The 26056-nt window shown below is 47.5% G+C and carries 11 protein-coding genes; 6 read left to right on the plus strand and 5 right to left on the minus strand.

Going from position 1 to position 26056, the window contains the following annotated elements; genetic code table 11:
• Positions 1-18 precede the first annotated feature (18 nt).
• Complete coding sequence (purB, locus tag ACR2PX_RS16895; RefSeq protein WP_434000530.1) at positions 19-1389, plus strand: adenylosuccinate lyase; 1371 nt, start codon at positions 19-21, stop codon at positions 1387-1389.
• An 88-nt stretch (positions 1390-1477) separates the two neighbouring features.
• Here the strand turns inward: purB and ACR2PX_RS16900 are convergent, their stop codons facing one another.
• From ACR2PX_RS16900 to ACR2PX_RS16920, 5 genes are all read right to left on the minus strand, one after another.
• Positions 1478-3658 (minus strand): malate synthase G, encoded by a 2181-nt coding sequence (locus ACR2PX_RS16900; RefSeq protein WP_434000531.1) that lies wholly within the window; start codon positions 3656-3658, stop codon positions 1478-1480.
• 310 nt (positions 3659-3968) lie between these two features.
• Positions 3969-4100 carry a hypothetical protein gene (locus tag ACR2PX_RS16905; RefSeq protein WP_434000532.1) on the minus strand — a complete coding sequence of 44 codons (132 nt, stop codon included), beginning with the start codon at positions 4098-4100 and terminating at the stop codon, positions 3969-3971.
• Between the two features lie 175 nt (positions 4101-4275).
• Entirely contained in the window at positions 4276-5238 is a 963-nt protein-coding gene (locus ACR2PX_RS16910) for a LysR family transcriptional regulator (RefSeq protein ID WP_434000533.1), read from the minus strand.
• Positions 5239-5346: 108 nt separating this feature from the next.
• Positions 5347-6291 (minus strand): diiron oxygenase, encoded by a 945-nt coding sequence (locus ACR2PX_RS16915; RefSeq protein ID WP_434000534.1) that lies wholly within the window; start codon positions 6289-6291, stop codon positions 5347-5349.
• A gap of 69 nt (positions 6292-6360) precedes the next feature.
• On the minus strand, positions 6361-7980 hold the full coding sequence (locus ACR2PX_RS16920; RefSeq protein WP_434000535.1) for an NAD(P)/FAD-dependent oxidoreductase: 1620 nt from the start codon (positions 7978-7980) through the stop codon (positions 6361-6363).
• Positions 7981-8181: 201 nt separating this feature from the next.
• Here ACR2PX_RS16920 and ACR2PX_RS16925 point away from each other — a divergent pair, with 201 nt between their 5' ends.
• From ACR2PX_RS16925 to aceA, 5 genes are all read left to right on the plus strand, one after another.
• Positions 8182-9930, plus strand: coding sequence for a non-ribosomal peptide synthetase (locus tag ACR2PX_RS16925; protein ID WP_434000536.1), 1749 nt, complete (start codon positions 8182-8184; stop codon positions 9928-9930).
• Positions 9931-9932: 2 nt separating this feature from the next.
• Positions 9933-19625, plus strand: coding sequence for an amino acid adenylation domain-containing protein (locus ACR2PX_RS16930; RefSeq protein ID WP_434000537.1), 9693 nt, complete (start codon positions 9933-9935; stop codon positions 19623-19625).
• 2 nt (positions 19626-19627) lie between these two features.
• Positions 19628-23359, plus strand: coding sequence for a type I polyketide synthase (locus ACR2PX_RS16935; RefSeq protein WP_434000538.1), 3732 nt, complete (start codon positions 19628-19630; stop codon positions 23357-23359).
• A complete protein-coding gene (locus ACR2PX_RS16940; RefSeq protein ID WP_434000539.1) occupies positions 23337-24035 on the plus strand; it encodes a 4'-phosphopantetheinyl transferase family protein in 699 nt (232 codons plus the stop codon). Before ACR2PX_RS16935 ends, ACR2PX_RS16940 begins: the two co-directional genes overlap by 23 nt.
• A 195-nt stretch (positions 24036-24230) precedes the next feature.
• The gene (gene aceA / locus ACR2PX_RS16945) at positions 24231-25502 is read left to right on the plus strand and encodes an isocitrate lyase (protein WP_434000540.1); all 1272 of its coding nucleotides are present in this window, start codon (positions 24231-24233) and stop codon (positions 25500-25502) included.
• The last annotated feature ends 554 nt before the right edge of the window (positions 25503-26056 follow it).

Below are 26056 nucleotides of genomic sequence, written 5' to 3' on the forward strand. Positions count from 1 at the left end.
GCATAAGGCATGTTAAACATGGAGCTGTCTGCACTGACTGCTGTTTCCCCTGTCGACGGTCGCTATGGGGACAAAACCCAAAGCCTGAGAAGCATTTTCAGTGAATATGGCCTGATTCGCTTTCGGGTAACCGTTGAAGTTAAATGGTTACAGGCACTGGCCAGTCACCCCGAAATCAGCGAAGTTCCCGCCCTCTCAGCCGAGGCCAACGCCCTGCTTGACCAACTGGTATCCGGTTTTTCTCTGGAAGATGCCCAGCGAGTCAAGGAAATAGAACGTACCACCAATCATGACGTAAAAGCGGTTGAGTACCTGATCAAGGAAAAGGTGCAAGATAGCAGCGAGCTCGCAGCCATCAGTGAATTTGTTCACTTTGCCTGCACGTCTGAGGATATCAACAATCTCTCCCATGGCCTGATGATCAAGACCGGTATGGAAGAAGCTGTTCTGCCACCTATGCAGAACATCATCAAAGAGATTGAAGCTCTGTCCCATCAGCATGCCGATCAACCTATGCTGTCCAGAACCCACGGCCAGACTGCCTCACCTACCACACTGGGTAAGGAAATGGCCAACGTTGCCTACCGTCTGCGTCGCCAGATTGAACAGATCAAAAATGTCACCCCTCTTGGTAAAATCAATGGCGCAGTAGGTAACTACAACGCTCATATTTCAGCCTACCCTGAAGTGGACTGGCAGCAGCAAGCTGAAAAGTTTGTCACAAGTCTGGGGCTTGACTGGAATCCTTACACCACCCAGATTGAGCCGCACGATTACATTGCTGAACTGTTCGATGCCATCTGTCGCTTCAACACCATCCTGATCGATTTCGATCGCGATATCTGGGGTTACATCTCTCTGGGTTACTTCAAGCAGAAGACCGTTGCCGGGGAAGTTGGTTCTTCCACCATGCCTCACAAAGTTAATCCAATCGACTTTGAAAACTCTGAAGGCAACCTTGGCATTGCTAATGCTGTCATGCAGCACCTGGCCATGAAACTGCCCGTTTCCCGCTGGCAGCGTGACCTGACCGACTCCACCGTTCTGCGTAACCTTGGTGCTGGCCTTGGCTACAGCCTTATCGCTTATGCTTCAACCCTGAAAGGGATTAGCAAGCTGCAAGCAAACGCTGACCGCCTGAACGAAGATCTGAACAATTCCTGGGAAGTACTGGCGGAACCCATCCAGACAGTGATGCGCCGCTATGGTATTGATCAGCCTTACGAAAAACTGAAGGCATTGACGCGTGGCCAGGATGGTATCACCCAGACAACTCTGGATACCTTCATTGATAACCTGGACATGCCAGCCGAAGTGAAAGCTGAACTTAAGAAGCTGACACCCGCTAACTACGTTGGCAATGCAGCAACGCAGGCCAAAGCCATCTAAACAGAGATGAGCGTAATAAGCCTCAGCTGACCTTCCAGGTCAAAAAAAGCCCTCAATTTGAGGGCTTTTTCATAACTTTTCAATCGCTCTATTTCACGCTGGCTTTAAATTCCCGCCTTCTTGCATGCAATACTGGTTCGGTATAGCCACTGGGCTGCTGACAACCTTTCAGCACCAGGTCGCACGCTGCTTTAAAGGCAACACTGGCATCATATTCTGCTGCCATGGGTCGATAGCTGGGATCACCCGCATTCTGCTCATCGACTACTTTTGCCATACGCTTCATAGCATCAATCACCTGTTCCCGAGAACAGACATCATGCCTCAACCAATTGGCCATATGCTGGCTGGAAATACGCAGTGTCGCACGATCTTCCATCAAACACACATCATGAACATCAGGCACTTTTGAACAACCTACACCCTGCTCTACCCAGCGAACTACATAACCCAGAATACTCTGAGCATTATTATCCAGTTCCTGTTGAATCAGCTCTTCAGTCAAAGAAGATCGGTCCTGCGACTCAATAAGGGGAATGGTCAAAAGATCATTCAGACTGGCTCTCTGACGCTCTGCTACTGACTCCTGAACTTCAGTCACATTGACAGAATGATAGTGAGTAGAGTGAAGTGTCGCTGCATTGGGTGAAGGTACCCAGGCAGTATTAGCTCCAGACTGTGGATGCCCAATTTTAGTAGCCAGCATCTTAGCCATTTCATCTGGCATGGCCCACATCCCTTTACCAATCTGGGCACGACCCGCCAGCCCACACTCAAGACCCACTTCAACATTCTGATCTTCGTAAGCATTGATCCAGGCAGACTGCTTCATCTCACCTTTTGGAATCATTGGTCCTGCTTCCATGCTGGTATGAATTTCATCACCAGTACGATCAAGAAAGCCGGTATTAATGAAAACCACACGATCTCTGGCAGCCCGAATACACGCTTTCAGATTAACGGAAGTACGGCGCTCCTCATCCATGATGCCAACTTTCAGCGTGTTGCGGTCAAGACCCAGAACATCTTCTATCTTGCCAAACAACTTATCAGTAAAGACCACTTCTTCCGGGCCATGCATTTTGGGCTTAACAATGTAAACACTGCCCGTTCGGGAGTTTCTGATACCTTCCTGCTTTTTCAGATCATGCATGGCAATCATGGCAGTGAACATGCCATCCATAATACCTTCTGGAATCTCATTACCTTCACGATCCAGTACAGCATCCGTTGTCATCAGGTGTCCGACATTACGAACAAACATAAGACTGCGGCCGTGCAGAGACAACTCGCCACCAGCGGGTGAGGTATAACTGCGATCAGCTACCAGCTGACGAGTTAAGGCTTTATCACCTTTGGTGAAGGTCTCCTGCAAATCCCCCTTCATCAACCCTAACCAATTGCGATAGACAAGAGCTTTATCTTCGGCATCAACCGCAGCCACGGAATCTTCACAATCCATAATGGTTGTCAGAGCCGCTTCTACTATTAGATCTTTTACTCCTGCCGCATCGGTTTTACCGATTGGAGACTGATTATCAATCTGGATTTCAATATGCAAGCCGTTATTTTTGATCAGAACAGCACTGGGATTATTGATACTGCCGGAATAGCCAACAAACTTCTCAGGTTGAGCCAATGCTGTGACACTGCCGTCTTCCAGAGAGAGCGCCAACTCCCCTTCCCTGACTGAATAACCCGTTACTTTTGAATGATTTCCTTTTACCAGAGGGGCGGCCTGATTCAGCAACGCTTTACCAAAAGCAATGACCTTCTGCCCCCGAACAGGGTTATAACCCTTACCCCGTTCAGCACCATCACTTTCAGGAATGGCATCCGTACCATAGAGAGCATCATAAAGGCTCCCCCAACGGGCATTCGCTGCATTCAATGCAAAACGGGCATTCATCACAGGCACTACCAGCTGCGGGCCAGCCTGAGAAGCGATTTCAGAATCCACATTCTCCGTTGTAATCTGAAAGTCCTCACCTTCAGTTTGCAGGTAACCAACTTCTAACAAAAACTGTTTATAGGCAGAAGGATCATGGGGCTGCAATTTATGCTCTCTATGCCACTGATCAATTCGATTTTGCAGAGCCTCTCGCCGCTCCAGCAAAGCCCTGTTCTCAACAACGCACTCATCCAGAACACGTTCAAAACCTGACCAGAAGACCTCTGGAGTGACTCCAGTGCCCTCAATAGATTCAACTAACAGATTATGGATAGGGGCTGCTATCTGCAAACCTCCGATCTGGATACGATCAGCCATGTGCCTTCCTTCTATACGCTGTTATTCTTGGGGCAAACTACCGGGCTTTGCCGGGAGCCTGTCGGGCTTAAGCTTTCGGCCTGAATTCCAGAAAGACTCCTGAGATGAAGTGATGGTTCAAGCCTGAACCTATTCTGTTTGAACCGAGAGTCGTTGACCAATTCAGTTCACTTATATACGACATTTACAGAAATAATAGAAATCCCTTTTATCAATAAAACCCCGGAAGTTGCTCCTGCATTTCCGGGATACCGTACATCCTGTACATAAAAAAAGCCGCACAATGGCGGCTTTTTGAAAATCCGAAAACTTAGTCGTCCGGATGAGATTCCTGCTTCTGCTCAGCAATCAGCAGGTAGTAGCTCTCTGACATATTCTCAATGCACTCATCCGCTACTTCATAAAGAGAATGTTCTGTGTTCAGTTGTGTTAACCAGTTCATTTTTATTCTACCTTCCGGTGGATCTCATTGTGTTATGACCAGGACTGCTAAACATCGAGAGGCATGCAGAGCACCAGGCTATGCGTCATCGCTCAAGGACAACCAAAGATTAACACCGAATAACACTCTTTACTACCCTGAACACAAACAATATCACACAAGTTAACACTGGTTATCATGCAAACACAGCCGATCGCTCCGTCTGTTGAGCTGATGCTTCCGCTTTTATGATTTGCCTCAACCAGTTGTGCCCTGCGTCGTGATGCAACAACGGACTCCAGGCCATGCGCAACTGAATAGGTTTTATCTCAAAAGGAGGCGGTAAAACCACCAGCTGCTCCCTGTGCTGATGCTGCTCCGCCAGCCTGCTGGGAAGCGTTGCTATCAGATCATTCTGGGAGGACAGGAGCATGGCTACTTGATAGTGCCTGGTCAGCACCCTGATCTCTCTCTTACACCCCAGTGCAGATAAGGCTTCATCCACCCAGCCCAGCTGCTGAACATCTTTAGGATCAATACCAACGCCCACACCCATACCCGTCTTGCTGGCCCAGATGTGCTGCGCAGAAAGATAGTTTTCCAGCGTAAAGTTATCAATGATCGGGTTATCCCGACTCAATACACAGGAAAAAGAGTCCTCCCAGATCAATGACTGATGAAAAGACTGGGGCATATTTCTGAATCGGTTGATGGCCATGTCAACTCGGCCATGCTCTACATCATGAAAGGTCACATCACTGGGCGTAAGGATATCGAGAGTTATACCGGGCGCCTCGGCCCTGAGTCGCTTCAGTACAAGAGGAATCAGGGTAGATTCTGAATAGTCACTGGCCATAACTCGAAATACTCGAGAGCTATCCCCTGGATTAAAAGCATCCCTGGGCAGTACAGCCTGCTCAAGAAGTTTCAGGGCATCAGCAATCTGAGGTTTCAGAGCCAGAGCCCTTTCAGTAGGAGACATACCTTCACTGGTTCTCACCAGCAAGGGATCATTGAACAGACTTCTGAGTCTTTTCAGACTATTACTCATCGCTGGCTGGGTAATCCCCAGCTGCTCAGCCGCTTTGGTAACACTTCGCTCTCGCAGAAGCACATCCAGATAAACCAGCAGGTTCAGATCAACACGAGCCAAGTTCATATTTTTATTCACGTCCTGAAGCGGTTCACCAGATGGCCAAGGATAGAGACATCGCTGCCGCAAAGTCAAACAAACGTTTGATTTCTGAAAACCGCTCTCTTCAGGTCCCTATATACTGTAGAGATCCGCTTGTGACAGACTCTCGCTGAGAACACCGCTCGTCAACAAACCAGCTCGATCAAACAATGCCAGAATATTTTTCAGCATTCCATGCTCAGGAGTAAGCCGGTAGTCATCCCACGTATCTGACACAATTCTCTGGCATTGCGGTTCCGACAACCCAAGCTGAGAGAGCACTGCAAAATCATGCTGTTGTTGATAATAAGTGCCAAGGTAGGTCTTAAGAAAACCCGGAAGCAACCGCGCAATCAGGCCTTGATCAGAAGAGCCAGTTATAATCCAAAGCTCTGAAAGGATGGTTTCATAAATGCCACAATGCCTGCCTTCGTCTCTAAGATGATCAGAGATGATCGATCTAAAAAACAGACACAGTTGCTCATCTTCATTGATGTAATCAACAATCTCCCGCGTCAGAGTGTTTTCTGCAATGCAAACAGCCATCAGGCAGAATGTATTATGAAGCCTGGCTGGTAACGCATCCAGTGCCTGAGCAATGGCTCTTTGCAGCTCGACCTTTCCCGGATGCTGTGTGGGCTCAATCCCTGTGTGAGAACTCACCTGGTCAATAAAATCCTGAGCAATGAATGCATGATAATACTCGTCAATCACGATCGTCATCAGAATGGCCTTCAGATGCGGTGTAATATCGCTCTCTGCACCTCTCATCCACTCGCGTAAAGAGTATTGTGATACCACCTCTATCTCAGTGAGCATGATATCTTTCATGTACTTGTAGCTTCCCTGTACCAGAAGAAAGTGCATGGCGTCCTCTCCCATACTCATCAGTTCTGAATGCAAGGCTACAGGCTGATGCGTTATTGGAAAAAAGGCTCCACGGGCACTGTCTTTATCGAGAACTCTGTGTGGCCGGTTGCGCAATGTTGCCACTTTCAGCCACTGGGCATAGAGGTGCTGGTATTCCCGGTTGTACATGAAATTTTCTCTCCTGTACGCCAATACACTTGTATCCAGAGCACTCAACCCTGAATACCTGGCTTCTGTTCATTGACCAGAGCGATCTGCATACTTCTGGATCCACTGCTCCATCTGAGCACTGTGCGTTTTATCCAGGTACCCGAATCTCGCATGTTCATCCAGATAGTCAAAGTTTGGAGGCAGAAGATCACCAACAGAAATAAACAACGCTTTGAGCCCCGCCTCTGTCTGCTTTAGAGATATTTTGCGTAACCTGAACAACTTCATAACCTTGAAAGCAGAAGCCAGCAACTCATTCACAGCTTTATTCCCAGGAGCCAAAGCACCTGGAAATGATGGATTATCCAACAATCGACAGGCCTCAATGCTGCCTGGATCCTTTTCCAGTAATTGATAAGCCTGGAGCAGGTGAATACCCCCCCAGGTCGAAGTCAGGGCCCAGACTCGGAACCACCACTTCCATAACTCGGGATGACCAAAGCTCCAATAAGCACCTGCCACCAGCCGATCGTTCCAGATAAGAGTTTGTTGCTGCCACTGATTCAGATTGGAAAAGCCAGACTCTGAAAAATCATTGTTTTTGAACGCAATCATTAACCTGACAGCCAGTTGATTAACGACAGATACCGTATTAAAAAGCCCTCTGGAAAACAGTGGATCAACGAAGCCATAAGCATGGGAAAGCAAGCACCAGCGCTTACCTGCCGACTGTGTAGCTGAGTACTGAATAGGAGGAGTTGAAACCCACTCCCTAATGGCTCTGGCCGTTTCAAACTGTTTTTTTAGATCAGGATACTGTTCTACCCACTGACAAAAAAAAGTTTCAGGATCGTGAATCAACTCCGTGTGTTTATGCCCATCCAACATCAACCCTACACTGCAAAGCCTGTTACTGGCATCTGAATGGTTGTTGAAAGGAATCACCCACATCCAACCGTCATCGAACAAATGATGAAGCGTTCCTTTTGCCCAGGGGGAACACTGATCAGATTCAGCTGATGGTAAAACATCGTCGAAGTAGCGCACATCGATCATGTGAGTAAAAATGCTTCTCGAACAGGTTTCCAGCGGTTCAGGATTATGCAACTGATACATCTTTGATATCAGAGAGTTATGGCCACTGGCATCCACCAGATAACGCCCTGTTACGTCAGGATGACCCTCCAGGTGAACACGAATTTCATCCTCTGAAATATCAACCCCTTTAACCAGAGTATTTTGATAAACACAGCAACCATTGTGAATCGCATTTTGCAGCATCCAGGCATCAATATCCTGACGAAACAAATGTGTTTCTGCATATTCACCGGTAATGGCACTGAGTTGAAAACCATCACCCGTCCTGTACTGGCTTCCTTTTTTATTAAAAACAAAACCAAAATTCACCTTTATACCAAAGTTATGATTGATACTGCTGTTGATGCTGTTAAAAGATGCAATATTAAAGAGCTCAGGCGTATTATAACGAAGTGCGAGAATTCTAAGATAAAGGGACGTTTCCGGGATGGATGATTCTCCAATAGCAAACCTGGGATGAGAACCCCGCTCAATCAAAATAACATCCAACCCCTGCCGGGCAAGGATCAGAGCCAGGATAGTAGAACCAAGTCCAGTACCGATAATCGCCACATCAAAATGATGTCGCCGGGCACGAGTATACATCACCACTACTCCTTGATGATTCATGAAATTGCCGGGGCAGTCATTTTTTAAAATAAAAACAATTCATCAATTCGGAATGAAAAATATAGCTGAATATTTCATATGCATTTATTGAGAATCAGTGACAGACATCTATACTTCAGCCAGCTTGGTTAAAACAGAAAATAGCAAGCGATGAATACCCATCAAAGGTCGTCAGATTTTTCTGCGCATGACCCCAGATTTTTGCATCCCTGGGATTGGTTTGAGTGGCAGGTTGTAAAGCACCCAGACAGAATTGCAGTGATTTCTTCATTGCATAAAGTGACTTATAGAGAGCTTCTTGAACAATCAATTTCACTGGCTGTATGTATACAGCAAAGACTGACTGAAAACAGTAAAACAAAGCATCTGGCGATTTGTATCTGCTGTCAACGGGAATACTGTGTTCCGGTAGCCATTCTGGCCTGTCTCAGAGCTGGTGTGCCGTGGGTCCCTGTTGACCCGGATCAACCCCAGAGCCGAATACAGGCCATTCTCCTTGATTCAGGATGCCAGGTTGCTCTGACTGATCAGAAGAATCAGCAAAAATTTGAAGACCTGAACTGTGAATGCATCCTTCTGGATACCCCAGACAAAAACAAAAAAGGAGGGGTTCAATCGACATTTTCCCCTTCACTCTTCGCCTATGTTATTTACACGTCTGGCTCAACAGGCATTCCAAAAGGGGTATTGATCCGTAATGATTGCCTATGCAGGCTGATTGCAGTCAACACCATGCAACTGCACGAAGGGGATAAAGTCCTTCAATTTGCCAGTATCAGCTTCGATCTCAGTATTTTTGAAATATTTAACACTCTGTTATTGGGCTGTACTCTGGTACTGGCTACCGAAAAGCTCCGCCAGGCACCACAAAAGCTGCAGACGCTTTTAAAGAGAGAGGCTGTCAATGTCATGGCAGTAACACCCAGTGTGCTGACACTGTTAAAACCTGAACTCCCCAGCCTTAATCGACTGATCATAGTGGCAGAAAAGTGCTCTGAAAGTCTTTTAAATAAATGGCTGCCAGACCGAAGAATCTTCAACCTCTATGGCCCTACCGAAACCACCATGTGTGCCACAGGCACTGAGTACCATCCAGGTTTATCACCCTACAATATTGGACGACCACTACCTCATATAAAAACCTGGGTCGTTGATAGCGATGACAAACCTGTTGCCCCGGGATTGACTGGTGAACTATATATTGGTGGCCGCTGTCTGGCAGAGAAATATGTTAACCAGCCAGAACTCACCAGGGAAAGGTTCAAACTACTGCACACAGGTCAAAACAGTTATGAAAAGGTTTACTGTACTGGTGATCTCGTAAAGCTTCTGGAAGATGGATCCATGGAAATTCAGGGACGAACTGATTTTCAGGAGAAAGTACTGGGACATCGAATCGAGCCCGGTGAAATTGAGCAGCAACTGCTTTCCCATCCAGCAATAACACTTGCTGTGGTCAAAAGTGTCAATGAGCACCACCACAAAACACTGGCCGCTTTCTATACGCTATCTGCTCTGGACAACCATCCATCTCCTGCACCGGGGGATTTGCTGAATTTTCTGCGCCAACAACTGCCTCCCTATATGATTCCCTCTCATTTTATTGCTATGGAAAACATGCCACTCACTATCAATGGCAAAGTAGATCGTAAGGCTCTAACACTGCCTTCGAGAAAAGAAATCCAGCTTGCAACAGAAACGGCATTGACATCCATACAAGAGCAACTATTGACTATCTGCAGCAAAATTCTGAAAGACAACACCCTCACTCTGCAGAATGATTTTTTTACATCTGGCGGAAACTCGATCAGAGCGGCCCAGCTGGTCATGGCTATGCAACAACAGTTTCACTGTGCAGTGACACTCAATCGACTGTATAACCTTAAATCCCTGGCTGAACTGGCTCAATGGATTGAAGATCAGAACGAAGTTACCCACGAGGTCATCTGATCGTGACTATTCGCGATGAAATCTGGAAGCTGAAAGATCAAGGCTTCCTGCTGACAGTAACAGAAAACGAGAGCGGTACTGAATCCATCTACATCAGCTCACCTCAGGGTACTCAGCTGAGCGATGAAAGCAGACAGTGGTTAAAGTCTAACAAACAGCCAGTCATCAGAATGCTGAAAGAGCTGGAACATGAAGATGCCCTCTGGAGTGAACTGGGACAACTGCCTGAAACCACAATCTACCCACTGTCACCCACTCAGACCAATATCTGGTTTGATGAAACCAACCGCGCAACACAACATGCTTTGTACAATGCAACCCTGATCTTCACTCTACATAAAAAACCGAATATCAGAATACTGAACAAGGCACTGTGTCACCTGATCAGGAACCATGACGTACTCAGGATTTCCGTTACGCTTCAGCACGAAAAGCCGTTTCAAACAGTCAGTGAACCATTCTCTTATGAGTTTAAAGAGGAACAGATAACAAAAAACCAGCTTGAGCGGGTCATTGAGCAGGAAGCAAGCCTGCCTTTTCAACTGGATCAGCTACCACTGTTCAGGGCAAAACTGGTAACCCTGATGGATGAAGATCGTTCTGTTTTCTTATTGACTCTGCACCATCTTCTGATTGATGGGATATCCCTGAAAATTCTGTCTGAAAACCTGTCCCGGACTTATAAGCAATTGTTGAAGGGAACCTCAGACCCAATAAAAAACCCCTGCGTCCAGTTCACTGAATATTGTCTCTGGCGATCACATTTTTATACTGGCGCAAGGCTTCAGCATCGGCTGGATTGGTGGCAGAACTGGCTACAGAGAGTTCCAGAGTTTGAAATTCCCGGTTATGTGCCGGTGAAGAACAGAGACCAGTTTCAGGGCAGCAAGGTGCTCCACACACTATCAGATGATTTATCGGACTCAGTAAAAAGTCTGGCACAGAAACATAACAGCTCCCCTTTTCTGGTCTTGCTTTCAACCCTGCAATTACTGCTCCATCGATGGAGTGGTCAAAAAGAATTCGCCATGGGAATTATTGCTTCTGAACGTAATCACCCGGCACTGGCCGAAACAGTAGGTTGCCTGGTGAACACCCTGCCCGTCAAAGTCGAAGTTCATGACCAGCCATACTCCTCTTATCTAATTAAAACCTCACAGGATATTCGAAGTGCAGTCCGCTATATGGGTGTTCCTCTCAACCAGATCTTGAGGTCTCTGGGGGTCAGTCGAGTACCAGGTAGCATTCCCCTGATCAGGGTACTGGCAGTCATGGAAGAAGAAACCGATAAAGTGGCACTGAATCTGGATGGCCAGCCCTGCCCAGCCAGAATCATAGACGCCCTGAACGTGTCCCGATTTGATCTCTGTTTTCGTTTTCTACAAGAGAATAACCGGTTCACCCTGAGCACAGAATTCCAGGGACAAATGCTGGAACCCAGCTTGATCGCAAATCTAATGAACTACCTTGAGCACTTTCTTAAGCAAGTGACAGTAAAAGACAGCCTGTTACTCAGTCAGCTTTCTCTGATACCCGAAACATTTCTGGAGACTTTTCGCTGGCAGCAACCAGAACTTCCCAGCATCACTGAAAATTTACTGGATCTGTTTCAGAAAGCAGTCCGGGAACATGGACAGAAAACAGCCATCAAGACATTACATAAGACCATTACTTATCAGGAACTGGACCAGAGCAGCTCCCTGATGGCCATTAAAATAAGTAACGCAGCCCCTGTAGCAGGCAGCATGATAGCCCTCTGGATGAATCGAGGCCATGAACTGATCACAGCGATGCTGGCTTGTCTCAAACTGGGAGCAGCCTGGATACCCATTACAGAAATTTCACCGGCTGTCCGCGTCCACTTTCTATTGGAAGATACCCAGGCCGCTCTGTGCATTGTTGATTGCGAAGAAAGAAGAAAACAACTGTCCAGCAGCGACAGCAATAATCATTCAGTCATTGTTGTCACTTGGCAGTCCCTAGTTGAAAAATCCACTTCCGAACAAAACCTCCCGAAAGTAACACTGAACCCCGACAGCCTGGCCTGCTTACTCTATACCTCTGGCACGACTGGCAACCCAAAGGGAGTGATGACTCCCCACCGGGCTATTATCAGGCTGGTCATACAGCCAAACTATATATCCATTACTGACAGTGACCACTTTCTGTTCCTTTCCAATCCTTCCTTTGATGCCAGCTTGCTGGAAATATGGGGGGCCCTGCTCAATGGAGCAAAACTGGTCATCCCGGAACCAGACATCATTAGTGATAACAGGGCTTTTGCAGCCTGTCTGGAGCGAGAAGCCATTTCCATTCTCTGGCTGACAGCAGGACTGTTCGATCATTTTGCTCGTCACCAACCCTCTCTATTCAGAAATCTAAGAGCGCTTCTTACTGGAGGCGACATCCTGAATCCGGAGCTGGTCTCAAAGATTCTAAAATGCCCTGATGGTGCCCCTAAATACCTGATCAATGGCTATGGACCTACTGAAAACACAACGTTCAGTACAACACACCTGATTTTTGCTGCCGACTGCCAAGGCTCCATCCCGCTGGGTAGACCGATCAGGGGAACCCAGGTCTTTATTCTGGATCAGGACAATAACCCTCTACCACCCGGTATACCAGGTGAGATCTGCTTTACGGGAGAAGGACTCGCCCTGGGTTACTGGCACCGCCCTGATGAACAGAAGAAAACATTCCTGCCTGCCCCCTACTGGCTCAAAGAACAAGACATAATTTATAAGTCCGGAGACCGGGGATATCTGAACAATAACGGTGTTTTGATGTTTTTGGGTCGAACAGACCGACAAGTAAAAATTCGGGGATTTCGTGTTGAACTGGACTCGGTCGAGAACGCCCTTGAGCAATGCAGACATATTGAGATAGCGGCTGCAAATGCACGTGAAGTTCAGGGACGTATGCAACTGGTGGGATGGTATCAGGACGACCACCACAGGCGAGCAAGTGAGAGTATTCGACAGGAGCTGGACGGCTGGTTACCGGACTACATGATTCCTTCTCTGCTCATTGCAGTGGAAACCATGCCACTGAACAGCAACGGAAAAATCCGCTATGAAGCACTCCCTGACCCTTTGAAGTACCTTGAAAAGTATCAGCAGCGTTCTCAGGACAATCAGTTCAACGTTACCGAGAATGTGATCGCTTCAATCTGGAAAGACGTTCTCGGCCTTCATACGATCCAACAAGATGATAATTTTTTCAGTATTGGTGGCGACTCTATTCTCTGTATACAGATTATTGCCCGGGCCAGAGAGCAAAAACTGTACATTACCCAGAAACAGTTTTACGCCAACCCAACCATCTCGACACTGGCTCATAGTATAAGATTTGACCAACCACAGGACGAAGCTGAGCGTAGCTCCGGAATCCTGCCGTTACTCCCAATGCAAAAATGGCTACTGCGTTATAAAGAGAATCAATTCAGGGACTGGGTCCAGACTCTGTCCTGGAAAATATACCGACCTGAAGCCATACCCGTCATAAAAAGAGCCTTTGAGTGGCTGGTCCAACAACATGACAGTCTGAATTGCAGTTTCTCGCTTCAGAATACTTCACAGCAAAGGCTTGAAACTGCCTTTCCTTTGCCTCAGTGGTTTGAGTTCAGTGCAGACGACAACACGACAGTCGATATCTTTTTCGGTCAATGCCTCCAAAGACTTGAGTCAGCACTGGATATTGAAAACAAGGCTCCGGTCGCCGGGGGTATAGCCACACATGGTAAGCAGAGATGGCTGCTGGTCTCAGTTCATCATTTTTTCATCGATTCTGTATCCTGGCAGCTATTTGATCACCAGTTGCAAGAAACCTGTTCAACTTTAATCGAGAAAAAAATCCCATGTCCCATGAAAGGAACCCACCAGCTGCGTCAGATAAGTCAAGCCATCTCGGGTTTATCCTCCACCCCCTTCATCAGCAGGCAACTGCCTTACTGGCTGGAACAAGTCCAGCAATATCATCAGAGTATTGACAGCTGTAGAGCAGAAAAACCTGAAGCGTCCTCCTGGGTCTTTGAACAGGTCAAGATCAGTCAAAGCGAAACCAAGCTGTTACTCTCCAGTGCCAGTGATCCATTTTTGACCTCCCCACAAACACTCTTACTGGCCGGTTTACTGCTCACTACAGAACAAAGAGAATCTCATTCTCTGGCTTTATTACTCGAAGGTCATGGTCGCACAATAAACCACTTTGATCAGACCATGGAATTGACCACTGGCTGGTTTACTGCCTTATACCCGGTCTGTTTCGAATACCCGAAAACTCAGAATGAAGACAAACGGTTAACGGAAGCCATACTCTCTGTCAAAGTAGAACTGCTGAACCCTCCCGATCAGGGTAGTGGCTACAACATTCTGCGCTGGGAGCACCCAGACCCCATCACCCGTAAACAACTCGCCATTGAGCCTTCCAATGCCATGACATTCAATTTTCTGGGGCAAAGTCCAGCTCATTCGGGCAATACCGTCTGGCAACCTGACTTACGGGGCATGGCCCACAATCTGAAAGAACCCGGGAGACAGGTGGGTGCCTGCAACTGGCTGATCACAATCAGTGAAGGAGAACTAGTAGTATTCTGCTCTGCCAGAAGTAACTATTTCGAACAGCCAATACGGGATATTCTCCAGGCCTATTTGATTAACCTGAAAAAGTTGATCCGGCATGGCTGTAGTCAGGAAATCACTCATTTCTGTTACTGCGACTTCCCGGCATGCACCCTGCCAAAAAGAGAGACCGAACACCTTATAGAATCTTTCGGTCAGGAACTCGAGCGAGTCTACGACCTGTCTCCTACCCAGCATGGGATCCTGTTCCATAGCCAGTATGATCTGGAAAGTACACTTTACCAGGTGCAGATTTCTGCAGAGATCAATGGGCCTGTAGACAAGTCAATTTTCAGAACTGCCTGCCGGGAACTCTTCATGCGTCATCGAATGCTCAGAACCCTGTTCCTCTGGCAACAATACTCTCATCCTGTGCAGGTAGTTCTGAAAAGCATCACCGACCACCTTACAATCCTTGACTGGAAAGATAGCAAAGACCCCAAAGAGCAATGGCTACGCCTGACTGCCGAGGACGCAAGCACACCTTTCGATATTGCAGAAAAGCCGCCCATTCGGATTTACCTGGCAGAATCCTCTGAAAGACACTGTTACGTGATGTGCAGTATGCATCATATCCTGATGGGGGGCTGGTGCTTTCCACTGCTGATTCATGAGCTGGAGACCATCTACACCAGCCAATTGCTACCTGACCATGAAAGTTCATTCCCTGCCGTTAAAGTACCCGAATACGAAGACTTTCTGATATGGCTGCAAAGCAAAGACAAGGCTTGTGCATACCAATATTGGCAACAGGAACTTAGCTCAGTTTCAGAACCTACTCCATTGGGCCTGGATAGAAAAAATCGACCGGCTGCAACAGACCTGGCTGACATTGATTGCGGGCAGTATCAGACACCGGTCAAAGAGTCACTGTACCAATCACTGACAACCCTGGCCCATCAGGAAGCCATCACCCTGAATACCCTCTTCCAGTTCAGCTGGAGCCTGATCCTGTCTCGATACAGTGATCAGAAAACCGTTCTCTATGGAACAGCTGTTTCTGGCAGAGAACAGGTCATGAGTGAACTTGATGGGATTGCCAATACTATCGGCTTGTTTATCAATACGCTGCCTGTCTGTTTTTCTGTTCAGGAAAATCAGAGTGTCAGCACTCATCTAAAGGCACAACACGGCAAACAACAGAAAGTTTTCGAGCATGGCTACGTAGCGCTCAGTGAGATCGCAGCCAGATCCGAATTACACGGCAATCTGTTCGATAGTCTTTTGGTCTTTGAAAACTATCCCATGCAATCATCAGCCTTTACTGAAAGCGGCCGTATCACTCATCTCGAAATAGCAGAGAAAAATCACTACCCTCTGACCATTCAGTTCATTCCCCTGAACGGTCTGAAGATCCGGTTTCTTTATCATCAGCATCGAATTGAAACGCCTGCCATTAAACGTCTGGCAGAACATTTTATTTCTGTACTGGAACAAATAGTAACCAGTACAGAGCAGCCTTTAAGATCAATCACCCTTCAATCAAGAACTGAGCTGAAGACACTCAACAGCTGGCAAACCGGGAATGTTACTGACTTCCCCTCTGAAACAACGATTGACCGACTGATCTGCCAGCAGATAGAACGTACTCCTGTTGCCACCGCTGTAGAATTCGGCGAACAAGCTCTGAGTTATCAGGAGCTGATGTCGAGAGCAGAACAATACCAGCATCTGATCATCCAGAATCAATCTGAGCACGAAAAAGAAACATCTCTCACTTTCTGTATCGGTGTTGCTTGTCCACGAGGACTGGAACTTCTACCTGCAATTCTGGGGGTTTTAAAGGCTGGGGCTGCCTATGTTCCCATGGATATCAACTACCCAAGACAACGTCTCCAGATTATGGCTCATGACAGTGACATGTCTCTTCTGATCACCGTGCCTGAGCATAAGGATGAGCTGAAAGCGATGCTCCCAAAACTCAAGATACTGTCTCTTCATAAGCAAGCTCTTCATGAAGCAGATCTTAAGAAAACAGATACTGACTTTGTCCCTGAAGCCAAGCAATCATCATTATCAGCCAGCTCACTGGTTAATGTCATTTTCACGTCTGGCTCAACAGGACGTCCCAAAGCGGTTATGACCTGTCACAGAGCGTTAATTAACAGACTTTTCTGGATGATTGATCAATACAGCATAAACAGCAGTAGCCGCATATTGCAAAAGACACCTATCTCTTTCGATGTCTCAGGCTGGGAGCTTCTGCTCCCTCTGTTCTGTGGCGCTACGGTTGTGATGGCTGAGCCAGAAGCTCATAAAGATCCGGATTATCTCGAATCGATCATTCAAGACAAAAATATCTCTGATGTACATTTCGTTCCTTCAATGCTGAATCTGTTTCTCGAGTCATGCAGCGTCACTTTTCCCAATGTCAGAAATGTATACTGCAGCGGTGAAGCCCTGCCCCAGGAAGTCATCAGTACAGCACTGAAAACGTTTCCCAAAGCACAGATTCACAACCTCTATGGCCCTACAGAAGCTGCCATTGATGTCAGCTACCATACCTGCTCAGCACATCCCGACACTCCAGCAATCAGCTGTCCCATTGGACAACCTGTACAGAATACTGAGCTCTATGTACTCAACTCACAGCTGCAACCTCAGCCCATCGGTATACCCGGTGAACTTTGTATCGGTGGTATCCAGGTTTCAAGAGGTTATCTGAACCGAGATGACCTGACCAGAGAACGGTTTCTTAAAAATCCATTTGCGCAGGGAGAGCTGTATAGAACCGGTGATCAGGTGTTCTGGAATGAATCCGGAGAATTGGAATTTCTGGGCCGACAGGACGGAATGATAAAGCTCAGAGGTCAGCGCCTTGAGCTGGGAGAAATCGAAGCTGTTCTAACCAGCCTCCCCGATATAAGACAATGTTGTGTAACGGTACAGGGGAGTGGAGAAAGGTCAGGTATAGCAGCCTACTGCACCGTTCATAGCCTGCAGAAAGATACCATGGAACTGATCAGGCAACAGCTGTCTGAACAGTTACCTGAGTTCATGCTGCCTTCCTGGATCATTCCTTTGACTGAGTTACCTTTAACGCCCAGTGGCAAGCTTGATTATCAAGCTCTTCCTGCACCAGAACAATTGAGAGAATCCATAAACACAAGCCCCCTGTTAACCCCCCTTGAGAAGCAGATTGCTTCTATATGGGGAGTTATTCTCGGCCACAGCGTTGAACACCGGCAGGCCAACTTCTTTAGCGAAGGCGGCCACTCATTACTGGCAGCTCGGGTTATCTCCCGTCTTAGTAAACGACTTCAGAAAACCATCCCAATCAGTCTGATTTTCAAACACCCTGTGCTGTATGAGTTTGCAAAGGCGCTTGAGGAGTCACCTGACAGCAGTACATTACTCTCCCCTGCCAGAAGTCGAAATCGCTCAAGTGATTCCTTGCCACTTTCTTATTGCCAGGAGCGTTTCTGGTTCTTCTCGCAGTTAACCAGCAGTCATCTCTATAACATCCCTCTGTTTCTTAAGCTGTCAGGCGATCTGGACATCAATGCCCTGGAAATCGCCTTCAACCGGCTACTGACACTGCATGAGATTTTGAGCGCCAGCATCAAAGCCTGCGATGGTGAACCTCGCCTGGTTTTCAACTCCCCCAGGTATCTGCACCTACAGGTTGAGGGCATCCGTGAGGATGAGGTCAAATCAGAACTGGAGACCGAGAGTCAATATGACTTCGTACTGGATTCTCCCCCACTGTATCGATTGAGATTGCTCCTGGTCGAGGACAGTTATTACATCCTGATCCTGAATCAACACCATCTGATTACTGACGGTCACTCCAGCGTCACACTGATGGACGAACTCTCAGCAATATACCGCGCTAAACTCCAGCAGAGTTCCAGTATTCTTCCTGTGACCGCATTCAGTTATCGGGACTACATACTCTGGGAAAAAGAGTGGGTCGAGCATTTTCAGGAGCAGGAAATGGTCTGGTGGCATCAACATATGATGAAGGTTCCAGAACTCAATCTGCCAAATGACAGGCCTTATCCACCCGTACAGACATTTCCTGGAGAGCGGGTTCCGATTGAGTTTTCAGTAGAGCACACTCGTGCGCTCAACAATCTTGCCAACCACGAGGCTACAACGCTATTCAATCTGATGGCGAGCCTGTTTGCCATGATGCTGAGTTCGTTCAGTCAGCAGAAAGAGTTTTGTCTGGTAACTCCTGTAACAACTCGGAACTATGATTTTCTTGAAGGCGTTGCAGGATGTTTTATCAATACCTTGCCACTACGGATTTCTATTCCAGACGCTGCATTCTTTTCAGAATTTCTTGAGAAAATGACACAAGAGCTGACACTCTGCTGGGAGCATCGCCAACTACCGTTTGAAAAACTGATTGCCAGCCTTGGACTGGCTGAAAGTCGCAAGCGTGCCCCCCTTGCACAGGTGATGATTGTCGTAAATCCTTATTCAGCTCATGCCTTACCCAGCTTGCCTGATGTTGATGTTAGTCTGATCGCCCCTACAAAGAATATGTCCCAGTTTGAACTAACCCTTTATCTCGACCAGCAGTGCAGTCATGTCTCTGGTCTCTCGGGATGGATAGAGTACAACACCGATTTATTCCACAAGAAAACCATTCAATCCATGGCGGATCACTTTCTAAATCTGGTGGATATCATTATTGACAGTCCGGACACCAAAATCTCTACCCTGCCAGAGCCGCCACATCGTATAATCGAAAATGTAGAGTCATCTATTGAGATAGAGGAGGCTTTGTCAGTTGTCGATGACAGCCAATATCACAGACTGATAGAAGTGATCTCCGAAGTCTGGGCCCCCGTACTTGGCATCCCTTCTGTACCCAACAATAAAGGCTTTTTCACTCTGGGTGGAAACTCATTTTTGATGGTCAGGGTTCAAGCCAGACTCAAGAAACGTCTTCCGGACTATCTTGAGCAGCTTTCATTGGTGCATCTATTTACCTATCCAACCGTTGCCAGCCTGGCTCAATTCCTGTCAGGAACAACGCAACAACCCATAGATTCTCTGACTAAAGACAAAGCAGAGAAGCGCCATGCTCATCTTCAGCGACGCCACCAGGAGAAGTCATAATCATGTCTTCTTCCCTCACAGACAGCATTTCTATTGTGGGTATGGCCTGCCGTTTTCCGGGAGCCAATGACTACTTTGAATTCTGGGATAATCTCTACGCAGGCAAAGAAAGTATTCGTTTTTTCTCCAGCGAGGAATTACTCAAGTCAGGACTGAGCAAAGATCGGTTCCGGCATCCTGACTTTGTGCCCGCCAAGGGATGGCTCGGCCATGAAGCCAACTTTGACCCACACGCCTTTGGTCTCAGCTCTCTGGAGGCCGAAGCTATGGAGCCCCAGGTTCGCCAGTTTCTGCAGATCTGTCAGCAATGTCTGGAAGATGGTGGCATCAGAGAATTTGACTCTCCCCAATCCATTGGGGTGTTTGCGGGCCTCTCCAATATCTGTCAGTACTTTCAGGCTCAAGTAGCGGGTAATACACGACTGCGTCAACGACTCGGAGATTATCGATGCTGGCTGCTGGGCAGTGGCAATGATTACCTGGCTACCCGGATCGCATGGCACCTTAACCTGACGGGGCCAGCTGTGACCATCCAGAGCAGCTGTTCTACAGGCCTCTCTGCTGTAATTATGGCCTGCCAGAGTCTACTGGAATACCAGTGTGACATGGCTCTGGCCGGTGCTTCATCCCTGTCCTGGCCTTTTGAAGATGGCTATTTCTGGCAGGAAGGATCCATTTTATCCAAAGACGGCCATTGTCGAGTGTTTGATCAGAACGCCAGCGGAACTGTCCCCGCTAATGGTATTGGCGCAGTTCTGCTAAGAAGAACAGAAGATGTTATAGAGAACCATGAAGCAGCTCACGCCCTGATTACCGGGTTCGGGATTAATAATGATGGCAGACAGAAGAGTGGATTCAGCGCGCCCAGCATTCAAGGCCAGACATCTGCTATTCGAGATGCTATGACAATGGCGAAGGTGACAGCTGCCGAAATCAGCATGATTGAAGCCCATGGAACCGGGACAGCTATTGGTGACCCTATAGAAGTAGAAGCCCTTCGCCAGGCTTTTGACCTGGTATCAGAAAACGCCCGTTGTGCCCTTGGTTCAGTTAAGAGCAACATTGGCCACCTTGATGTAGCAGCTGGCATCGCAGGTTTGATTAAAGCCAGCCTCTGCGTGCAAAAAGGCTGGATCGTTCCCAGCCTTCATTTTCAGCAGCCTAACTCTGAGCTCAACCTGGATAAAACACCTTTTTATATCAGCAGTGAGCTTGAACAGTGGCAGTCTGATCATCCAAGAACGGCTGGTGTCAGCTCATTCGGAATGGGTGGAACCAATACCCACATCATTATAAGAGAACTGTTTTCAGATAAGAACAGAGCGCTCGAATCCAACTCAACTATCAGGCTTTTGCCTTTATCAGCCAGAACTAACTCGACGCTTGATCAGTGGCAAAAAAGACTGGTTGCTCACTGCAATTCGTCTTCATTTTCTAACCTGTCAGGACTCATTTCATATCGGGATGAACAATTTCAACGCGGATTTATTCTTGAGGGCCTTGATAAATCTTATATTACAGCTGAGCCGGACTCTCCCCTCATTAAAGAGAATACCGGAATCGTATTTCTCTGTACCGGCCAGGGATGCCAGTTTCCGGGAATGGGCGTTCAGCTCTATGAAAGTCAGCCCTGTTTTCGAGAGGCCGTTGAAGAATGTTTTAAACAGATGCCAAAGAATATAGTCAATCAACTTCGGCCATTACTATGGAATCAGGCAAAAGATTCAGCTCACTTATTGAAGCAAACTGCCATGACTCAGCCAGCACTGTTCATCATTGAATACGCGATGGCGAAACAATTGATGTTCTGGGGTATTCAGCCTGATGCCCTGGCAGGGCACAGCATAGGGGAATACACTGCAGCCTGTCTTGCAGACATACTTTCTCTTGAAGATGCCCTGCATTTGGTCTGCACCAGAGGCCGGTTAATGCAAGCCATGCCCCACGGCTGCATGTTATCTGCCCAAAGTCCAGCCGTTACTCTCGGGTTTCTTGATGACCTGGAGCTTGATCAATCTGTCATCAATACCGAACAGCAATGCATCTTCTCAGGGCCTGAAGACATTGTTAAAAAGGCAGAGCTAAGACTCGCTGAGAAGGACATCCCATTTACACGATTGCATACCTCCCATGCTTTCCATTCTCGCATGATGGAGCCCATGCTGAAGGAGTTTAAAGAGCTGACGGACTCCATCCACTTCAAACCACCTCAAATTCCTGTAACAGCCAACGTTACCGGCGGCTGGCTCAGTAATTATCATGGAAAAATGAGTCAATACTGGAATGATCAGATTCGCAGCACGGTTCGATTCAGTGATAATGTCAAAATCCTTCTGGCTTCAGGCTACCAGGTCTTTGTTGAGTGTGGTCCAGGAAAAACTCTCTGCCACCTGGTCAGGCAACATCAGGATCACCTTGCAACGGTCCAGACTCTGGCAGGACCAAAAGATACCCTGAGCGACGAACAGATTGCCCTAACTGCCATTGGACAGCTCTGGCAGGCCGGTATAGAACCAGACTGGAATACCATCAATCCGGATATCAAATCAGCAGACCATTGTTTTTTCCCACCTCGCGGCTTTGAGCAACAGTCATTCTGGTCTGTTCCAGACCAACAAACTGGCAGTGCATACTCGCCACCGAGTCTGAAAGAAACCGAAGAGCCCCGACCTTCTTTTGACACCCATACTCTGCTCGGAAAAGTCTGTCAGCTCTGGTCTGAGTTTCTTGGTACCCGTAAGTTGGGGCCAGACAGTGACTTTTACGACCTGGGTGGCGACTCATTACTGGCTATACGACTGATTGCTGAAACGAACAAGCTCTTTGGCAGCCAACTTAAACCTCATGATCTACAAACCCTCAGGACGCCTGAATCCATGGCCAAGGTACTTATCGACAAAAGCGCTGTGTCATCCAACTGCCTGATAGAGATGAGAAAAGGTGATGAGAGCGGCCCTCAGCTTTACCTGATTCACCCGGTCGGTGGGACTATTCATTACTATGAAAGCCTTGTCTCCAGCCTGCCTGAAAAGCTCTCCATTACAGGTATTCAATCCCCTGCCCTGGATGGCCAGACCGAACCTTTGAAAGAGCTTTCAGAAATAGCCGGTGATTATGTTTCCCGGATACCTCAGCAGGAGTCGGGTGAAATGATCCTCGGCGGTGGTTCATTGGGCGGGATGATTGCATTTGAAATGGCTTGTCAGCTGAAAGCTGCTGGTCATGAAATTGCTGGACTGATCCTGCTGGATGCTCCAGCCTACGGGCAACTGCCAGACAAACTCTATGACAACATTGATGTACTGGTACAGATGAGCGTTTCTCTGAACGCCGCTCATCCAGAGCAAGCTGTTTCCAGGCGAGCGCTGAAAGCAGTGCCTGAGTCAGAAAGGCTGGAGTGGTTTCTGGCGTCGTCCCGTCACCCTGCCATAAAAGGTATCAGTGCCGATGAACTGAGAAACTACGTCCATATCTTCAGTGTTTACGGTAATGCCATGCATAACTACAGACCTGCCAAGACAGTTCCTGATTGCCCAGCTCTCTATGTTAAGGCTGAAACAACACTGAAAGGCATGCATTGCAATGCTGATATAAGTTGGAAGGCGCTATTTGGCAGCAGGATTATCCTTAAAACGGCCCCAGGCAATCATCACAGCATGATGGATCCCCCTGCCGTTCACAATGTGGCTCAAACAATCGGACAATGGCTGCATGAGAAGCATATTCTCGAATGAACTCATAGTCTGTTTTGCCTGCCTGAATTCACTTTCAGATCATGGGTGCAGAGTATTTCTGGAGTCACTGCTCTCTCGAGAAGAACTGGAGAAAATATGGCATTTTCAAAAGTCCGAAGATCAGGATCGATATCTTCTGGCTCATGCAGTGCTTCGAATCTGCCTCAGTAAAATGACCGGAGATTTGTCACCTTCTCAATGGCAGTTCACGGAAACTCTCCTCGGCAAGCCTGAAATTAAAACGCACCCTATCCACTTTAATCTGTCTCATGCAGGACACTGTATTGCTCTCTGTTTCAGCCTGAGCCATGAATGTGGCATAGATATAGAACCAGATCGGCAAGTCGATGATCTCCAACTGTTAAAGCAGATCTGCTGCCTGCCAGAAGAACTGGATCGCATTGGCAGCAATCATCGCCATTTCCTTCAATTATGGACCGGCAAGGAGGCCTGCCTGAAAGCCCTGGGAACCGGATTTTCCTACCCTCCGGACAGGCTCCTCTTGGCCGGACATTCCGGAATTTTTCTGGACCGTGTTGGCACAGAAAGAAAACAGGCTCATTTTCACTACTCATTTCTTGAGGGCATTCATACTACCGTTGCCTGGATCCCGAATGACGCTGAACCTGAAATTCTTATCCAACCACTTCTTACCTTTGAAAACCTTCTGGCATGAACTTTCCAGAGCAATAAACCGTCTATTAAAAAGTGATCTTTTTCAGCCAAGGGCCCGATTTTAAACAAAGACAGAGCATCATTCTCCACAAGAATAATCATCATAACGATAATAAATTATCAAGTTTGTGATCTTTTGTTATAGATTGAAACTGCCTTGACAAACAACCGTTTGAATTTCAGGAGAGGCGATACAATGTCTACTTATAATCGCGCTGAAGAAATTGCCCGCATTGAACAGGAATGGTCAGAAAACCCTCGCTGGGCGAATGTAAAACGCACCTACAAAGCTGAGGATGTCGTCCGTCTGCGCGGTTCCATCAAGGTAGAAAATACCTTTGCACAGATGGGAGCAGAGAAGCTCTGGACATTACTCTATGAAGACAAGTCTCGCAAGGGCTATGTCAACAGCCTGGGAGCTCTGACCGGTGGACAGGCACTGCAACAAGTTAAAGCTGGACTGGAAGCTGTTTACCTCTCTGGATGGCAGGTAGCCGCAGATAACAACTCTGCCAGCTCCATGTATCCGGATCAGTCTCTTTACCCGGTAGACTCAGTACCTGCATTAATAGAAAGAATGAACAACAGCTTCATGAGAGCTGACCAGATTCAGTGGAAAAATGGCATTGGGCCCGGCGATGAAGGTTACAAAGACATGTTTGCCCCTATCATTGCCGATGGCGAAGATGGCTTTGGTGGTGTTCGCAACACCTACGAACTGATGAAAAGCATGATCGAAGCCGGTGCTGCAGGTGTCCACTTTGAAGACCAGCTGGCTTCCGTCAAAAAATGCGGACATATGGGCGGAAAAGTTCTGGTCCCTACCCAGGAAGCTGTCGACAAACTGATCTCTGCCCGACTGGCTGCCGATGTTGCTGGAGTACCTACCTTACTCATGGCAAGAACCGACGCCAGTACTGCTGATCTGATTACTTCCGACATTGATGAATACGATCATCCTTTCCTGACCGGAGAGCGGACCAAAGAAGGTTTTTACCGTACACGCAAGGGTATTGAGCAAGCCATTGCCAGAGGCATGGCCTACGCTCCTTTTGCTGACCTGCTCTGGTACGAGTCAGAAACACCCGATCTGGATGAAGCGAGAACCTTTGCTCAGGCTATTCGTTCCGAGCATCCGGATCAGTTACTGGCCTACAACTGCTCTTCTTCATTCAACTGGAAAAAGAACATGGACGATCGAACCATTGCTCGCTTCCAGGATGAACTGAGTGAAATGGGCTACAAATTCCAATTCATCACGCTGGCAGGCATTCACAGCATGTGGCACAACATGTTTGATCTGGCCTACCACTACGGCCAGGGTAAAGGCATGAAGCATTACGCGGAAATGGTTCAGCAACCTGAACAGGCGGCTTATGAACGAGGCTACACCTTTGTATGCCCTCAGAAAGAAGTCGGTACAGGCTACTTTGACCATATCACTCACGTGATTCAGAAGGACCGCTAGCCCAAAATCATGTTGACGGTTCGCACCTGATCGTGGGAAATCCAGTTGTTTTCCCACACTTCCCACTTCGTTAGATAACTCTTCCTCTCTCAGGGGATGAAGAGTCATTTCCTACCAGATCTCTATCAAGTTAAAAAATTGACTCGTTCCCACGCTCTCGCGTGGGAACGCATACGTGACTGCCAAAGTACCCGTAATTAATCATGGGTAAAAGTCGATACCCATTCACACAGCCAGACCCACCTTATTTTATGGCGGTAGACGTGCTGCACTGGAGCTCGGCTTTACCAGACCAGAGAGCGTAACCATACCTCTAAACTCAATGAGGCATCTGCTGATTCTGGAGCATGAAAATCCATGTTTATGTCATTCATGAAAATTATGTACCTCTTCTAGCGCAAAGCCCAGAGCTGAAGAAAGACAGCATAGCAACATTCAAAACATAGACCGTCAGGCCACTTACCAGTGTCAGGAATTATTTGGGGATTGAAGGTTTGCAGGAGGTAGAAAGGTTACGGTGAGGTCAGTATGCATTCCCACGCTGGAGCGTGGGA

The organism is Endozoicomonas sp. (assembly GCF_051008435.1).
Lineage (GTDB): Bacteria > Pseudomonadota > Gammaproteobacteria > Pseudomonadales > Endozoicomonadaceae > Endozoicomonas_A.

What these genes read in the sequence shown, in the direction of transcription:
- ACR2PX_RS16905 (WP_434000532.1), bottom strand. Translation starts at nt 4,100, where the DNA reads ATGAACTGGTTAACACAACTGAACACAGAACATTCTCTTTATGAAGTA.
- ACR2PX_RS16915 (WP_434000534.1), bottom strand. Translation starts at nt 6,291, where the DNA reads ATGTACAACCGGGAATACCAGCACCTCTATGCCCAGTGGCTGAAAGTG.
- ACR2PX_RS16900 (WP_434000531.1), bottom strand. Translation starts at nt 3,658, where the DNA reads ATGGCTGATCGTATCCAGATCGGAGGTTTGCAGATAGCAGCCCCTATC.
- ACR2PX_RS16940 (WP_434000539.1), top strand. Translation starts at nt 23,337, where the DNA reads ATGAGAAGCATATTCTCGAATGAACTCATAGTCTGTTTTGCCTGCCTG.
- aceA (WP_434000540.1), top strand. Translation starts at nt 24,231, where the DNA reads ATGTCTACTTATAATCGCGCTGAAGAAATTGCCCGCATTGAACAGGAA.
- purB (WP_434000530.1), top strand. Translation starts at nt 19, where the DNA reads ATGGAGCTGTCTGCACTGACTGCTGTTTCCCCTGTCGACGGTCGCTAT.
- ACR2PX_RS16910 (WP_434000533.1), bottom strand. Translation starts at nt 5,238, where the DNA reads ATGAACTTGGCTCGTGTTGATCTGAACCTGCTGGTTTATCTGGATGTG.
- ACR2PX_RS16920 (WP_434000535.1), bottom strand. Translation starts at nt 7,980, where the DNA reads ATGAATCATCAAGGAGTAGTGGTGATGTATACTCGTGCCCGGCGACAT.
- ACR2PX_RS16935 (WP_434000538.1), top strand. Translation starts at nt 19,628, where the DNA reads ATGTCTTCTTCCCTCACAGACAGCATTTCTATTGTGGGTATGGCCTGC.